This is a genomic window from Gracilibacillus saliphilus (genome assembly GCF_010994085.1).
Classification (GTDB): Bacteria; Bacillota; Bacilli; order Bacillales; family Amphibacillaceae; genus Gracilibacillus; species Gracilibacillus lacisalsi.
Genome location: NZ_WJEB01000023.1, coordinates 39,854 through 55,444 on the forward strand (window position 1 = coordinate 39,854; position 15,591 = coordinate 55,444).

General features: G+C 36.1%; 15 protein-coding genes. 2 read left to right on the forward strand and 13 right to left on the reverse strand.

All coding sequences use genetic code 11. The features are described 5' to 3' along the window. Positions 1 to 66 precede the first annotated feature (66 nt). The 5 genes from GHT08_RS14745 to GHT08_RS14770 form a co-directional block, all read right to left on the reverse strand. Positions 67 to 1,356, reverse strand: a complete 1,290-nt coding sequence (locus GHT08_RS14745) for an adenylosuccinate synthase (protein WP_163582173.1) — start codon at positions 1,354 to 1,356, stop codon at positions 67 to 69. Between the two features lie 556 nt (positions 1,357 to 1,912). Beyond that, positions 1,913 to 3,274, reverse strand: a complete 1,362-nt coding sequence (dnaB, locus tag GHT08_RS14755; protein WP_018934405.1) for a replicative DNA helicase — start codon at positions 3,272 to 3,274, stop codon at positions 1,913 to 1,915. 272 nt (positions 3,275 to 3,546) lie between these two features. After that, on the reverse strand, positions 3,547 to 3,993 hold the full coding sequence (gene rplI / locus GHT08_RS14760) for a 50S ribosomal protein L9 (RefSeq protein WP_163582176.1): 447 nt from the start codon (positions 3,991 to 3,993) through the stop codon (positions 3,547 to 3,549). Continuing rightward, positions 3,990 to 5,969 (reverse strand): DHH family phosphoesterase, encoded by a 1,980-nt coding sequence (locus GHT08_RS14765; protein ID WP_272953903.1) that lies wholly within the window; start codon positions 5,967 to 5,969, stop codon positions 3,990 to 3,992. The genes rplI and GHT08_RS14765 overlap by 4 nt, the downstream gene beginning before the upstream one ends. Positions 5,970 to 5,996: 27 nt before the next feature. Further along, on the reverse strand, positions 5,997 to 6,929 hold the full coding sequence (locus GHT08_RS14770; protein ID WP_163582178.1) for a YybS family protein: 933 nt from the start codon (positions 6,927 to 6,929) through the stop codon (positions 5,997 to 5,999). A gap of 192 nt (positions 6,930 to 7,121) precedes the next feature. Between GHT08_RS14770 and GHT08_RS14775 the strand changes: the two genes are divergently transcribed. Then, entirely contained in the window at positions 7,122 to 7,901 is a 780-nt protein-coding gene (locus tag GHT08_RS14775; RefSeq protein WP_163582179.1) for an HAD family hydrolase, read from the forward strand. Positions 7,902 to 8,027: 126 nt separating this feature from the next. Further along, positions 8,028 to 8,246 carry a hypothetical protein gene (locus GHT08_RS14780; protein ID WP_163582181.1) on the forward strand — a complete coding sequence of 73 codons (219 nt, stop codon included), beginning with the start codon at positions 8,028 to 8,030 and terminating at the stop codon, positions 8,244 to 8,246. Positions 8,247 to 8,600: 354 nt separating this feature from the next. Here GHT08_RS14780 and serA read toward each other — a convergent pair whose 3' ends face one another. The 8 genes from serA to GHT08_RS14820 form a co-directional block, all read right to left on the reverse strand. After that, a complete protein-coding gene (gene serA, locus GHT08_RS14785) occupies positions 8,601 to 10,187 on the reverse strand; it encodes a phosphoglycerate dehydrogenase (protein WP_163582182.1) in 1,587 nt (528 codons plus the stop codon). Between the two features lie 532 nt (positions 10,188 to 10,719). Continuing rightward, on the reverse strand, positions 10,720 to 10,950 hold the full coding sequence (gene rpsR, locus GHT08_RS14790) for a 30S ribosomal protein S18 (protein WP_018934413.1): 231 nt from the start codon (positions 10,948 to 10,950) through the stop codon (positions 10,720 to 10,722). A gap of 20 nt (positions 10,951 to 10,970) precedes the next feature. Next, complete coding sequence (ssb, locus tag GHT08_RS14795) at positions 10,971 to 11,489, reverse strand: single-stranded DNA-binding protein (RefSeq protein ID WP_018934414.1); 519 nt, start codon at positions 11,487 to 11,489, stop codon at positions 10,971 to 10,973. Between the two features lie 15 nt (positions 11,490 to 11,504). After that, positions 11,505 to 11,795, reverse strand: a complete 291-nt coding sequence (gene rpsF, locus GHT08_RS14800; RefSeq protein ID WP_018934415.1) for a 30S ribosomal protein S6 — start codon at positions 11,793 to 11,795, stop codon at positions 11,505 to 11,507. 142 nt (positions 11,796 to 11,937) lie between these two features. Further along, positions 11,938 to 13,038 carry a redox-regulated ATPase YchF gene (gene ychF / locus GHT08_RS14805; protein ID WP_018934416.1) on the reverse strand — a complete coding sequence of 367 codons (1,101 nt, stop codon included), beginning with the start codon at positions 13,036 to 13,038 and terminating at the stop codon, positions 11,938 to 11,940. A 219-nt stretch (positions 13,039 to 13,257) separates the two neighbouring features. Beyond that, a complete protein-coding gene (locus GHT08_RS14810) occupies positions 13,258 to 13,452 on the reverse strand; it encodes a DUF951 domain-containing protein (protein ID WP_018934417.1) in 195 nt (64 codons plus the stop codon). 42 nt (positions 13,453 to 13,494) lie between these two features. Further along, on the reverse strand, positions 13,495 to 14,505 hold the full coding sequence (locus tag GHT08_RS14815) for a YkvI family membrane protein (RefSeq protein WP_018934418.1): 1,011 nt from the start codon (positions 14,503 to 14,505) through the stop codon (positions 13,495 to 13,497). Positions 14,506 to 14,869: 364 nt separating this feature from the next. Beyond that, entirely contained in the window at positions 14,870 to 15,577 is a 708-nt protein-coding gene (locus GHT08_RS14820; RefSeq protein WP_153836239.1) for a DUF554 domain-containing protein, read from the reverse strand. Positions 15,578 to 15,591: the final 14 nt, after the last annotated feature.

Here is a 15,591-nt window from a genome sequence, read left to right on the forward strand (position 1 = left end):
TAAAAAAAGGTATAAACTCCTCTTCACATCCGTGAAAAGAGTTTATACCTTCAAGCTTATACTGGATTAAATACTATAAACACTTCTAACAACATTTGTTTGCGAACGGTCAGGTCCTACAGAGAAAACGGACAATGGAATGCCTGTTAACTGGGAAATACGTTCTAAATAATGGCGGGCATTTTCCGGTAGTTCATGTAAGCTTTTCACACCAGTGATATCTTCTTTCCATCCTGGTAGCTCCTCATAAACAGGCTCACATTCTGCCAGTACTTTTAAACTAGCTGGGAATTCTTCCATGATTTCACCTTTGTACTTGTAAGCTGTACAAATTTTTAATGTTTCAATACCTGTTAATACATCAATCGAGTTCAAAGATAAATCGGTAATACCACTTACACGACGAGCGTGACGTACGACAACACTGTCAAACCAGCCGACACGACGAGGACGGCCTGTTGTTGTACCATATTCATTACCAACTTCACGGATTTGATCACCAATTTCATCATGTAATTCTGTTGGGAATGGACCGTCTCCAACACGAGTTGTATAGGCTTTGGAGACACCTACTACATGATCAATTTTCGAAGGACCTACACCTGAACCGATCGTAACACCACCAGCGATTGGGTTGGATGAAGTAACAAAAGGATACGTACCTTGGTCAATATCAAGCATAACTCCTTGTGCACCTTCAAAAAGCACACGACGTCCTTCATCTAATGCATCATTTAATACAACAGATGTATCCGCCACATATTTTTTCAATTGCTGACCGTATTCATAATACTCCTCTAATATATCTTCTACTTCTATTCTGTCTGTTTCATATACTTTTTCAAAAAGACGATTTTTCTCTTTTAAGTTGCTTTCTAATTTTTCACGAAAAGCATCTTTGTCCAATAAATCAGCAATACGAATTCCAACTCGAGCCGCTTTATCCATATAAGCTGGTCCAATTCCTTTGCGTGTTGTTCCGATTTTATTTGCACCTTTATCTTCTTCCTGCAAAATATCTAATTTTAAGTGATATGGCAAGATGACATGTGCACGATTACTAATACGTAAATTGTCTGTGCTAACATCTTTGTCATGTAAATATTTTAATTCCTCAACCATTGCTTTTGGATCGATAACCATACCATTACCTAATACACAAGTTTTGTCTTTAAAGAATATCCCTGAAGGTATTAAGTGTAGTTTATATGTAATACCATCAAATTTTATGGTATGACCTGCGTTATTTCCACCTTGATAACGTGCTACTACCTCTGCGTTTTGTGAAAGAAAGTCTGTAATTTTCCCTTTTCCTTCGTCTCCCCATTGTGTACCTACAACGACTACTGAAGACATAAACGGCACCTCCGCCTTATCAATTTATTGATTCCGAACTAATTCTACCAATCTTACCGCGCAATGTCAATTTAATTACGAACATTTATGATGTTTTTATTATTATTGTTCGTGAAAATAGAACTACTAAAACCTATATTCTATTATGAACATTGGATATTGAGACTATACTAACCAGTCTGAATATTTGAGGATATCAATGAGTAACGACGACCCAGTACTTATCACAATGCTAAGTGGGTCTGCTATTGTTATAGTAGCCATTTTGAAATATATCGATCGTATTTCCCCCACTCCGGCTGCCCACTTCCCTTTCCGTGGGGTTTGTCCTTCAGCTAACTTTTTCGAGCACAAACCGCTCGAAAAAGTGGATCTTCAGACCAAACAATTTCCACAGGAGTGGAAGTGGACGGCCTTCGCTAAGATCTGCTCTACAACAAATGTCAGATCAAGCATCTTGGAGTATCCTCAAATTTCACTTATCATAGTTCAAAAATACGGTGGTACCCGGGATTATATGCTTATCTAAATAAAAAAAGATAAGGATGCTATATCCTTACCCTGGTGGTATGTCGCTATCCTGATAGCGATGATCTAAATCTACGAATTTATTATATTCTTTTACAAAGGCTAGTTCGACGTTTCCAACTGGACCGTTACGTTGTTTGGCTATAATAATTTCAATAATATTTTGTTTTTCAGATTCCTTATCATAGTAATCATCACGGTATAAGAAACCTACGATATCGGCATCCTGCTCAATACTCCCTGATTCACGTAAGTCGGACATCATTGGTCGTTTATCCTGACGGGATTCAACCCCACGAGATAACTGTGATAAGGCGATTAACGGCACGTTTAATTCCCTTGCTAATCCCTTTAATGATCTAGAGATTTCCGATACTTCTTGTTGACGGTTTTCTTGTGAACCGGCACTACCTTGAATTAATTGCAAATAATCGATTAAAATCATCCCGAGGCCGTGTTCTTGTTTTAAACGACGGCATTTGGAACGAATTTCACTTACTCTAATACCAGGTGTATCATCGATGAAAATACCAGCATTGGATAAACTACCCATTGCCATCGATAATCTTCCCCAGTCCTCTTCTTCTAAAGTACCAGTTCTTAAACGCTGCGCATCTATATTACCTTCTGCACAGAGCATACGTGATACCAGCTGATCTGCCCCCATCTCCAAACTGAAAATAGCGACATTTTCTTCTGTTTTAATCGCTACATTTTGTGCAATATTTAAGGCAAAAGCTGTTTTACCAACAGATGGTCTTGCAGCAACAATGATAAGGTCATTACGTTGGAAACCCGATGTAATACGATCTAAGTCACGAAAACCGGTGGCAATGCCGGTAACTTCACCTTGGTTTTTGTGCAATAGATCGATATTATCATAGACTTCCATTAAAACATCTTTAATATTTTTAAATGAAGAAGCATTCTTTCGATTCGATACTTCTAATATTCGCTTCTCAGACTCATTCAACACTTCTTCTACTTCGTCTTCTTTCGAATAACTATCTGTTACAATATCTGTTGCTGTTCGAATCAGTCTTCTGAGGATCGATTTCTCTTCGACAATTTTGCAATAATAAGTAATATTCGCTGCTGTAGGTACAGCATTTGCTAAATCACTTAAATAAGAGACACCACCAACGTCATCTAGCTGTTGATTATTCGCCAAAACTGTTGTAGCAGTGACAATATCTATCGGTTCCCCTTTATCTGACAGCTCTAACATCACGCGGTAAATAAGCTGATGACTTGCACGATAAAAATCTTCCGGGATTAATATTTCCGAAGCGCTGGAAATAGCATCCGGATCTAGAAAAATGGCACCAAGTACCGCTTGTTCTGCTTCTATATTGTGAGGCGGTGTTCGCCCTTGGATCATTTCCGCCATCTCATTGCCCCCTTTCCTACAAAAAGTGGACATTCATTCCGCTATTTGTGACAAAATGAACGTTTTTAGGATGTTAGTGGACATCTATTCCGTTATTCATTCAAAATAAGGCTGTTTTCCAGTTCATTTTGTTAAATAAGGGATTATATGTCATCCAACAGCTAAAATGAAACATTATTCTTGAAAATAACGTATTAAATGTCCGCCATATATCACTATGATCCGAGTTCTTTACTTAAGAAAATGGGAAGTAAGGTAAACTTCCCATTGTGTTATGCTTCTACAACATGAACTCGTATCGTACCTGTTACTTCTGGGTGGATTTTGACCGGTACGTTTGTATAACCTAATGAACGAATTGGTTGATCTAATTCAATTTTACGCTTGTCCATTTTAATTTGATGATCTTTCTTTAAGGTTTCAGCAATTTGTTTACTTGTAATGGAACCAAATAAACGGCCGCCTTCACCAGATTTTGCTGTTACTTTCACTTCTATATTAGCTAATTTTTCTTTTAATTGCTGTGCTTCTTCTACTTCTTGCTGTTCCAATTGCTTCTCTTTATTCTTCTTTGCGTTTAGTGCCTTCATATTTGCTTGATTTGCCTCGATTGCTAAATTATTTTTCAGCAAGTAATTGCGGGCATATCCATCGGAAACATTTTTTACTTCCCCTTTTTTTCCTTTGCCTTTTACGTCTTGTGTAAAAATGACTTTCATTCTGTTTCTCCTCCCTCATAATATTCATCTATAATTTCTTTCAGCCATTCATAAGCATCGATTACTGCCATATCATCTAATTGTGTAGCAGCATTTGTCAAATGACCGCCGCCATTCATTTTTTCCATAATAACCTGGACATTGACATCTCCAAGTGACCTGGCACTGATACCAATACGGCCATCTTCTCGTTCTGAAATCACAAAGGACGCCTCAACTCCAGTCATCATTAACAAGGTATCTGCAGCTTGAGCTATAATGACAGGGCCATATCTCTCTCTTGAGTTCCCTACAGATATTGCAATATTACCACGATAAATATTCGTATTTTCAATTAATCTGCTTCGTTTGACGTAAATATCCAAATCTTCTTTTAAAAACTTTTGGACTAATACGGTATCTGCACCTTTAGATCGTAAATAGGAAGCCGCATCAAAAGTTCTCGACCCTGTTCGTAAGGTAAAGCTGTTCGTATCTACAATAATACCTGCTAACAATGCTGTCGATTCTAACATATTTAAAGAAAGCTTACTAGGCTGATATTCCAACAATTCTGTTACTAGTTCTGATGTCGAGGATGCATATGGTTCCATATAAACAAGTGTAGGATGATCAACAAATTCTTCTCCTCGACGATGGTGGTCAATCACTACCACATGTTCTGTTTTATGCACTAGCTTTTCCTCTTGCACCAAGGAAGGTTTATGCGTATCCACCACCACTAAAAGGGTGTCTTTCGTTACGATATCTAAAGCCGAATCAGGGTCAATAAAATGGGACCACAATTCCTCACTGTCTTTCATTTCATCTACTAGTCGCTGTACCCCTGTATTAATATCATCTTCATCTAAGACAATGAATCCTTCTACATCGTTCGCTTGTGCTATTTTTAACACACCGATTGAAGCACCGATCGAATCCATATCAGGAGCTTTATGCCCCATCACTAAAATTTGGTCGCTTTCTTTTACTAATTCTTTTAAGGCGTGAGAAATAACCCTTGCTCTTACTCTCGTTCGCTTCTCCATTGGGTTTGTTTTACCACCATAAAAACGCACTTTTCCAGTGTTATCATCTTTAATAACAACTTGATCTCCACCTCGACCAAGCGCTAAGTCAAGACTAGATTGTGTTAGCTCACCCAAGCCGGGTAACCCTTCGCTTCCTAATCCTATTCCAATACTTAGGGTTAATGGTACATTTTTATCGGTAATTAATTCACGGACTTCATCTAAAATTTCAAATTTTGATTTTTCTAAGTCAGCCAAGATCTTCTGATTCATCACCGCCATAAATCGCTCTTGTGATGTTCGTTTTAAATAGATCTCATGTTCATTCGACCAATTGTTTAAAATAGATGTAACCTGTGAATTAATTTGACTTTTGGCTGTATCATCCATGTTTTGCGTTATTTCTTCGTAGTTATCTAGAAAGATAATACCTAGCACCGTTTTTTCATTCTGGTATAGCGTGTGTAGCTCTGTTTGTTTCGTTCGGTCAAACAAGTATAATAACTTCTCTTCTTTCTTGTTATATACTTGTAAATCATATTGATCAATCGTTAGCCAAAAAGTTTCCTTATCATCTTTCAAATAAGAAGAAATATCATCCGATAAGGCGTCAAGATTATCACCGATTAATGTGTCTGTTTCGGTAAACTGATTCATATAAGGATTTGCCCACTCTATCTGATAATCGTCTCCATATAATATAATCCCTATCGGCATTTCTAATAGGGCTTCTTCGCCGACTTTTTTGACACGATAAGAAAGTGTTGATATATATGCCTCTGTTTGGTCCACCAGTTGCTTTTCCCGTTCGATACTGTAGTACAATGATACAGAAAACAGAACAGTCATCACGGCACCAATAATCCAATGGAAATAAAAGAGAAAGATTAATAGTACAAAGGATAATACATATATGCCTATGATATGCCTCCCCATTGCAACTGGTTTATCTTTAATTTTTGGCATTGTTGTCAGCTCCTAACTAAAGTCCCTTTACTTTGCCATTCTTTTTCTTAACTCAAACCCTAAATCAATTATACCTAAGATTCTCATCAAATAAAGACCCATAAACGGAAAAAATATAATGAAAAGGATACTAATAACTGGCAATGCAACGGACTGCTTCTTCTCATGAGTATAAAAGAAAATAAATGACAATCCTTGTAAAGCCATCAATATTCCTGCTAAATGATACACATTCCATATTATAACAGATGGTGTGGTAGAAAAGTCCGCTTCAACAAAAAAGGAAATAAGTAACATTACAAAATATATCCATAACATCACTTTTGGCAGATTAAAACTACGAAAGGGTGGAAATTGATAATGTTTTTGTTGCATTTTATTGATTACTTTATAGCATATCCATTGTGTTAATATGGCAAAACCCATGGAAACAACTACTAATATCACCGGCAGTAACTGTAGCATATTCATCATTTCTTGTCGTATGACGCCAAACTCCTGTTGCCCCATACCGATTGCCTGAAACAAGTCCTCTGTCATCTGGATGGAATCATCCACCGTATTTTCAAAGGCATTCATAATCGAAAATTGAAGCACTACTTCAATATAAGCGTAAATAAGCGTCAATCCTAGAACAAAACCGGCTGTACCTTTCGCCCATGTTTCATAGGGATGCTGGTCCTGTTTTATCGACCATCCAATCATAGCTCCACTTATCAAAGCTAATAATGTTAATGGAAATGAGAATACAGGCACAACAAATAGAGAAAAAGATAACAAAACAAGCATGCCTAATATCGTCCATTTAATGGGATAATTTTTCATTAGCAATATAACTGGGATGGGTAGCAAAACGAGTGTAATCATTTGTATAAATGGTATAAGTATTGTAATGAACAAAAGGAGTAAAAAGCTACCTACATATATAAAAAAGTCTTTCCTTACTGGTTGCTGATCCATGAGAAACCACCCTTACTACTCTAATTGATTGAAAAAGCACAGCAAGAAAGCGCTGTGCTTTTTCATCGTACACTTTTACTATATTAATTATATACGAACAATATATCTGGGACAAATTAAATCGACTTTCTAATGATTTAGTTTCCTTAATCCTTTATAATGTATGTAGAACGATTAGAGGAGGAGCACCAGATGATTAAGACAATTATTTTTGACCTTGATGATACACTTTTGTGGGACAAAAAAAGTGTCAAAACCGCATTCGAAGAAACCTGTCAATTAGCAAAGCAACAATATGGAATCGATCCTGAGCAATTAGAAGAAGCTGTACGCGCTCAAGCTCGTAAATTGTATCAAGGATACGAAACCTATGAGTTTACCCAAATGATCGGGATTAATCCTTTTGAAGGTCTATGGGGAAATTTCTTAGATGATCATACATATTTTAAAAAAATGGCAGAGATCGTGCCTAATTACCGTAAAGATGCCTGGACAAATAGTTTAAAACAACTAGGAATAGAAGATGAAGCGTTCGGTGCTTACTTAGCAGAACAATTTCCTGAAAAACGAAAGAAAAATCCTTTCGTCTATGAAGAAACATTTTCCGTCTTGGAAAAACTGGCGAGTGATTACCAATTAGTCATGCTAACGAACGGCTCGCCCGATCTACAAAACACCAAATTAACGATCACACCAGAACTAAAGGAATACTTTAATCATATTATTATCTCTGGTGGATTTGGCAAAGGAAAGCCTGATCCAAGTATATTTGAACATGCACTGGAAACAGCTGGCGTGACCAAAGATGAAGCAATGATGGTCGGAGATAACTTGATGACAGATATTCTAGGTGCAAACCGGACAGGGATTCAAAGCGTATGGATCAATCGAGAAGATAAGCAATCAACCGATGTACAGCCTACTTATCAAATTAAACATCTTGATGAGTTGTTTGCGATTTTAAACAGATAATGCATTAAGAAAAAAAGGTACCAGCACCGATTCAAACACTTCCGGTTGAACCATAGCGGAATCTCAGAATGAGAGCTATATGTTAAATAAGAAGAAATGAAAATACTGAAGAAGGAGGGATTTGGTGTGATAAAAGCAATAAACACGGTCGCTTTTGCTTCTTTAGTTTTAATTCTTAGTGCTTGCCAAGACTATCAAGGAGAGTACATTAAATGGTCTGAGCAAGTTGATAAAGAACCGTTAACTGATCGGTTAGAAGAAAATGATATCCCTTATAAAATTAAAGATGATATCATACTTATCCCCGAAGATGCTGTAAACGATGCAGTAAATTGTTGTTCCTAATAATAAAAAGAGTAGCAAAAAAAATGCTACTTTTTTTATAGATTTTGAATAAAGTTTGATAAAAACTGAATCACTATTCACCCTGACAGGAGATGGTACCATAAAGTAGGGTCATACCCTTACATCATATAAATTATCGTTCATCGAATATCAGCAGGGAAATTTGATGTCTCCCTGTTGATGTTTTTGTTTTATAAAAAGAATTGAATGACATAAAATTCACATATCTGGTAGGTATACACCAAGAATATAATAACTCACATCACTAGTAATTCCGGAGGGTTTTCTATCAACTTTACAAAATCCAGAGAAAAAAGCTCTTCAACATCGAAGAGCTCTCATCTATTGGATTATTTACAGTTCCATAGCAGTCAATTTTTCGATTTCTTCAAATTCATTCAGTGCTTCCACATCTGCGTCTTCTAAATATTTATCAACCGTTAAGACCATGATTGCTTCGCCACCAACATCTGAACGACCTACTTGCATAGCCGCAATGTTAATTCCACGTTCTGCAAGCAAACTACCTACTTTCCCGATTACACCTGGGCGGTCATTGTGCTTAATGACAACAAGGTCGCCTTCTGGTACTAAATCGACCGTATAAGCATCAACTTGGACAATACGTGGTCCTAAACCATTCAGTAAGGTACCTGCGATAGAACGTGTCACTTCTTTTGTTTTCACTTCTACTTTTAAGAGATTTGTAAATCCTCTCGGTGTAGAAGATTTATTTTCATTAACTTGAATACCTCTTTTTTCCGCTAAGTAAGAGGCATTTACATCATTTACGTGGTCACCTAAATGACGCTTTAATAAGCCTTTAATAGTATTTCTTGTTAATGGTGCTACTTCAAGCTCTGTTAATTCTCCAGAATAAGAGATATTAATTTCTTCAATAACACCTGGAGTTAAATAGGTTAAAAATGTACCAAGTTTTTCAGATAGATGGAAATATGGTTCGATTTTATTCATCAATTCTTTCGGTACAGATGGTAAGTTAACCGGATTTTTTGCTACATCTTCTGTTAAGTAACGCACAACGTCATGACTAACATCAATTGCTACATTTTCTTGTGCTTCTACCGTACTAGCACCTAAGTGAGGTGTAGCAATAACTTCTGGAAGCTTTAATAAACGATGATCTGTAGCAGGCTCCTCTTCAAATACATCAAGAGCTGCTCCCGCTACTTTACCAGATTTAATTGCATCATATAAAGCATCCTCATCAATAATACCACCACGAGCACAGTTAATAATACGGACACCGTCTTTCATTTTGGCAAATGCATCTTTATTAATTAAATGCTTGGTTTCTTTTATTAATGGTGTATGAACCGTAATAAAGTCAGATGCAACAATAACGTCCTCGACTGATCCAAAATCAACACCAAGCTTGTCTGCTCTTTCTTTTGTTAAAAATGGATCATAGGCAATAACATTCATTCGTTGACCTTTCGCACGTGCCGCTACTTCTGCACCGATACGTCCCATACCAACAACACCTAGTGTTTTACCTTTTAATTCTACGCCGACATGGTTTTTACGATCCCATTTACCATTTTTCAATGCTACAAATGCTTGTGGTATCTTTCTTGCTAATGACATAAGCATCGCAACCGTATGTTCTGCAGCAGAATTCGTATTACCATCTGGTGCATTTACGACAATAACTCCGTATTCTGTTGCTGCACTTAAATCAATATTATCGACCCCAACACCTGCACGACCTATAATTTTTAAATTAGATGCTTGGCTAATAATATCTCGCGTTACTTTTGTTTGACTTCTTACCAATAAGGCATCATACTCCCCAATTTTTTCTGTCAACTCATCAGGAGATAAGCCCGTATCAATATCGACTTGAATATTGTCTGCTTCACGTAACGGTTTAATTCCATCTTCACTTAACGGATCGCTAATTAATACTTTAAAAGTCACAGTTGTCCCCTCCAAAAAAATTATATTTCTTGTAAAAAAACATCCAACTTGCAAAATAAGTGAAACACTTCACTTATATACACTTTCTATTAATTAATATTATTATAGCACTTTTGAACTTTAATAAATAGAATTGAATTGTGAAAATTTTGACACTTTAGTTTTTAGAAACATGTCTATTATTAAAGTTTTCTCTATCATAGCAAATTAAAAGAGAATGTCAATACAAAAAAGTAAATATCTATTGATATCGTTCGTCTTTTAAATGTTTATTATTATTTAATTTACTATTATAGCTTTTTCTTGTTCAAAACACGAACATTAATCCTAAGTATAAATAAATGTATACCATTTGGTGTGGATGTCAGAATCGAGCTATTCTTCAAAGATTTTATTATTAGTGGGATAACTAAGAAACGGGGCTATAAAATAGGTTTTCCTTATATTAAGTGGACCGATATGGATTATGTTTCATCTTTTTTGACGTAATAAAAGAGCTTGAAGCGTATAGCTTCAAGCTCTTAAACATTTATTAGTCATTCACGTAAGGTAAAAGCGCCATTTGACGAGCGCGTTTAATTGCCTTAGTCAATTTACGTTGATATTTTGCAGAAGTTCCCGTTACACGACGAGGAAGAATTTTTCCACGCTCAGAAACGAAACGACTTAATAAACCAACATCTTTATAGTCGATGTGTGTAATACCGTTCGCTGTGAAATAACACACCTTACGACGCTTTGCGCGACCACGACGAGCTGCCATAATCAAAAACCTCCTTTAATTTAAAATGGTAAATCATCATCCGAAATATCGATAGGCTCTCCACTATCCTGGAATGGATTACCGCCATCGTTATTTCCTTGATTATTTTGATTATTATTGTTTTGGTTAAATTGATTTTGATTTGCTTGACTCGGTTGGTTCTGATTTTGATTATATCCTTGAGATCCTTGTGCGTTAGGTTGTCCACCAGTTGATCCACCCTTAGATTCCAAGAATTGAATCGATTCTGCCATTACTTCTGTCATGAAGACTCGTTGACCTTCTTGATTATCAAAACTACGAGTTTGAATACGACCATCTACACCGATTAGACTTCCTTTTCCCATGTAGTTTGCAAGGTTTTCCGCTTGCCTTCTCCATGTGACACAATTAATGAAGTCTGCTTCTCGTTGTCCTTGCTGATTAGTAAAAGGTCTATTACAAGCTATGGTAAAATTAGCTACGGCAACGCCATTTGGTGTATAACGTAAATCAGGATCTTTCGTTAACCTGCCGACAAGCACGACACGATTTAACATCAGAACCACTCCTTATTATTGATCATCTTCACGAATTGCCATGTGACGTAAAATGTCATCAGAGAACTTCGCTTGACGATTGAATTCGTTAATAGCTGTTTCATCACCTGTAAAGTTAATGATTACATAATATCCATCACGATAGTCGTTGATTTCATAAGCAAGACGTTTCTTACCTACTTCTTCAACTTTTTCAATTTCCGCACCATTATTCGTAAGGTAACCGTTAAAACGCTCGATTAGAGCTGTTTGTGCTTCCTCCTCGATATCTGGGCGGATGATGTACATGATTTCATATTTATTCATCCGTTTACACCTCCTTTTGGTCTTGACGGCCCTATTTCTGAGAATAGAGCAAGGAGTAATAGTCTCATTACTCACAATAAGATATTATATCAATTTTCTTTCTCTAATGCAAACAATATTTTGCATGTAACAAGTGATCCTGCTATACGTTAAAACGGAAATGCATTACATCTCCATCTTTCACCAAATACTCTTTACCTTCTAATCTTACTTTTCCTTTTTCTTTTGCAGCTTGTTCAGAGCCTGCTTCAACTAAATCATCATAAGAAACTGTTTCAGCACGAATAAATCCTTTTTCAAAATCACTATGAATAATTCCTGCTGCTTGGGGTGCTTTGATTCCTTTTTTAAATGTCCATGCTCTTACTTCTTGCTCCCCTGCTGTAAAGTATGTTGCTAAGCCAAGCAAGTTATAAGTTGCCTTAATCAGTTGATCTAGTCCTGATTCAGCAATTCCTAACTCTTCCAGGAACATTTCTTTTTCTTCTCCGTCTAATTCGGCAATCTCAGACTCTACCTTGGCACTTACCACAATGACTTCCGCTTCATCTTTGGCAGCAAAATCTTTTACAAGCTGTACATATTCATTGTTATCTGCTTCTAATAATTCATCTTCCCCTACATTAGACACATACAATACCGGTTTACTTGTTAATAAGTGTAAACCTTTAACAAGCTTTTGTTGCTCTTCTGTAAAAGATACCGCACGGGCTGGTGTTTCTTCTTCAAATGCATCCTTTAACTTCGAGAGCACTTCAAATTCAGCCATTGCTTCTTTATCTTTCTGTTTTGCCATTTTTTCTACACGTTGGATTCTTTTTGAAACAGTTTCCAAGTCGGCTAAAATAAGCTCTAAATTAATGGTTTCAATATCGGAAATAGGATCTACTTTTCCAGATACATGGGTAATATTTTCATCTTGGAAACAACGAACAACGTGACAAATTGCATCTACTTGGCGAATATGCGAAAGAAACTGATTACCTAGTCCCTCCCCTTTACTCGCACCTTTTACAATCCCTGCAATATCGGTAAATTCAAATGCTGTTGGAATTGTCTTTTTTGGTTTTACTAATTCTGTTAGCTTTTGCAACCTTTCATCTGGTACTTCTACAATTCCTACATTTGGATCTATTGTACAGAATGGATAGTTTGCCGATTCTGCACCCGCTTGTGTTATTGCGTTAAATAACGTTGACTTACCCACGTTAGGTAAACCAACAATTCCTGCTGTTAATGCCATGTTAACTTTCACTCCTTAAGGATTCCGTCCATATGAACGTATCAGTCATACCAATTATAGTGATACTTTTCCAAAATGACAAGTTATTAAAGAACGAAAATCAAGGGCATTAACCCCTTGATTTTCCAATTTTCCTCTATTGAAAAAATGATTTATTACCTTTCAGCATATTAGAAAAAATGATTTTGTTTCACGTGAAACATTTTTATGAAAATTATTTCATTCCTGATGTTCGAGTACTCGTTTCATTTTTTGTTCGAATCGTTTACGTGGTAACATGACACTATGCCCACATCCTTCACACTTAATTCGAATATCCATGCCCATGCGGATAATTTTCCAGCGATTCTCACCACATGGATGGGGCTTTTTCATTTCGACTACATCATTTAACTGAAATTCCTTGCGCTCCATGTTATCACCTCAATCTTACACGATATTCTGATACCTATTATATTAGATTTTTTTATAAAAAGGAAATAGTAAGATAGCACAAAGTAAATATAAATTGACAATACCATAAATGGGATAAAGAAATTCGATCAGTGTCGAAAAGCCAATAGTTGTTAACGGTGTGAGAATGATTAATAAAACGATGGTAATTTGCCATAAATGATATTTAAAGAAACGGCCAAGCCTTGTTACCAGTCCTAAAACACCTGAGATAGCTGTAGTAAATATAGCACACCATAGTAAGATTGACATTATAATATACGTGTAATTGGGATAATTCTTCAATATCGCAAATAAAGGAATTTCATATAAAATAATGACTTCTGATATTTGAATTAATGAATTATTATATAAAAAAGAAATAATTCCTAAAATCAAACCACTACCAACACTTGCTATCACTATTTCACCGTTTGATTCAATCTTTTCCCCTACTGCTCCTAACACTGCGAGAATGGACAAAATATTTAAAGCAGTAAATGTAAATGCAGCAGTCCAGTTTGCTTGATGATCTAACGATATGATAAATGGAAGTTGTTCATCAATAGAATAAATGACTAAAATCGATAATAAGCCTATGATTAATAAAGGTAGTATAATGACGTTAAAAGTGAGCACCCCTTTAATTCCTTTAATAAAAATCAAAATTATAAAAACAACAATAAAGAGTATGCCAATCCATTTGGAAAGTTGAAAAGCTTCGAAGGTTGCACCACTTCCCGCTATCATAATCACAGTGGTAGACATAAGGTAGAAGAAAATCAAGATATCATAAAAACGCGCAATACGTTTTCCCAGAATAATCTCCAATAATGCGTAATAATTGGACGTTTGGTTTTGGTAACCAACTTTCATTGTAATTGCAACAGAAGAAATAAATAATAAGGTAAATAAAAGAATAGCCAGTCCACTTTCATGACCAAAAAATTGCCATAATTCTCTGCCTGAAGCATACCCTGCTCCAACCATTGTTCCTATAATTAAGAACATCCACTTCGCACCCGATTTCCACATATCTTTGCCTCCAAAAAAGCTTTAGATATATTAAAAATATGCGACGCGGGACAAAGGTATGAACAAAAATTCCTCCATTTTAAAAGCCACTAACTGAGCACTGATTGTCAGCTACAAAATATATACAAGCTGCCTGAGCGGACATTTAGTACGTTTATTTGAATGAAAATCACCAGTTTTTCGATCTTAGCGGACATTGAATCCCTTATTTGGTTCATTTCGGCTTCCATTAGCACTATTTTCGATCAATAAAGGAATAGATGTCCGCGACCACCTTAAAAACGGCACTTTTGTCACAAATAGCGGAACAAACGTCCGCACTCTGCCCAGATTTACTTGGAAGTCCACGCTCTTGCTTAATATTCTAAAATACTATAAATCCATAGCTAAAATAAAAAATAATGAATACAAAAATCGCTGGGAGGAAGTCTCCTATTTTTATTTTGGTGATATTAAGAATGTTTAAGCCAATTGCTAATATTAATAACCCCCCTATTGCAGTTACCTCATTGATAAATCCATCCAATATAGATTGCGGGAGCCAGTTATTAATTTGTACCGCTAGTAATGCAATTGAGCCTTGATAAAGAATAACTGGTATCACCGAAAAAATGACGCCATATCCTAACGTTGTGGTTAACACCATTGCCATGAAACCGTCTAAGAACGCTTTCGTATATAAGACTTCATGATCCCCTCTCAGTCCACCGTCCAATGCACCGACAATACTCATTGCTCCAATGACAAAAATTAAAGAAGCCGTTATAAATCCTTCTGTTAAATTTCCATTGCCATCCTTACTTATCTTACCTTCTAGTTTTTGCCCAAGGATATTTAATTTATCTTCCAAATGTACGCCTGCACCAATAATAGAGCCGAGTAATAGACTTAGCAAAATTAAAATAATATTATCTGCTTGAATCGCCATTTGAATACCAATCAGTGCTACTACTAAACCAATTCCTTGTAAAGCAGTGTTTTTAATTCTTTCTGGAATATTAGAAAAAACCAGACCAATAATGGTACCAATAATAATACATAAACCATTTACTAATGTTCCTAATAAAGCCATTATGCATCCACCTT

Coding starts and splice junctions, on each gene's coding strand:
- GHT08_RS14820 (WP_153836239.1), bottom strand. CDS start 15,577: ATGGCTTTATTAGGAACATTAGTAAATGGTTTATGTATTATTATTGGT.
- dnaB (WP_018934405.1), bottom strand. CDS start 3,274: ATGGCGGAAATGATCCAAGGGCGAACACCGCCTCACAATATAGAAGCA.
- GHT08_RS14770 (WP_163582178.1), bottom strand. CDS start 6,929: ATGGATCAGCAACCAGTAAGGAAAGACTTTTTTATATATGTAGGTAGC.
- rplI (WP_163582176.1), bottom strand. CDS start 3,993: ATGAAAGTCATTTTTACACAAGACGTAAAAGGCAAAGGAAAAAAAGGG.
- rpsF (WP_018934415.1), bottom strand. CDS start 11,795: ATGAATAAATATGAAATCATGTACATCATCCGCCCAGATATCGAGGAG.
- GHT08_RS14815 (WP_018934418.1), bottom strand. CDS start 14,505: ATGTGGAAATCGGGTGCGAAGTGGATGTTCTTAATTATAGGAACAATG.
- GHT08_RS14810 (WP_018934417.1), bottom strand. CDS start 13,452: ATGGAGCGCAAGGAATTTCAGTTAAATGATGTAGTCGAAATGAAAAAG.
- ychF (WP_018934416.1), bottom strand. CDS start 13,038: ATGGCATTAACAGCAGGAATTGTTGGTTTACCTAACGTGGGTAAGTCA.
- GHT08_RS14765 (WP_272953903.1), bottom strand. CDS start 5,969: ATGCCAAAAATTAAAGATAAACCAGTTGCAATGGGGAGGCATATCATA.
- GHT08_RS14745 (WP_163582173.1), bottom strand. CDS start 1,356: ATGTCTTCAGTAGTCGTTGTAGGTACACAATGGGGAGACGAAGGAAAA.
- ssb (WP_018934414.1), bottom strand. CDS start 11,489: ATGTTAAATCGTGTCGTGCTTGTCGGCAGGTTAACGAAAGATCCTGAT.
- rpsR (WP_018934413.1), bottom strand. CDS start 10,950: ATGGCAGCTCGTCGTGGTCGCGCAAAGCGTCGTAAGGTGTGTTATTTC.
- GHT08_RS14775 (WP_163582179.1), top strand. CDS start 7,122: ATGATTAAGACAATTATTTTTGACCTTGATGATACACTTTTGTGGGAC.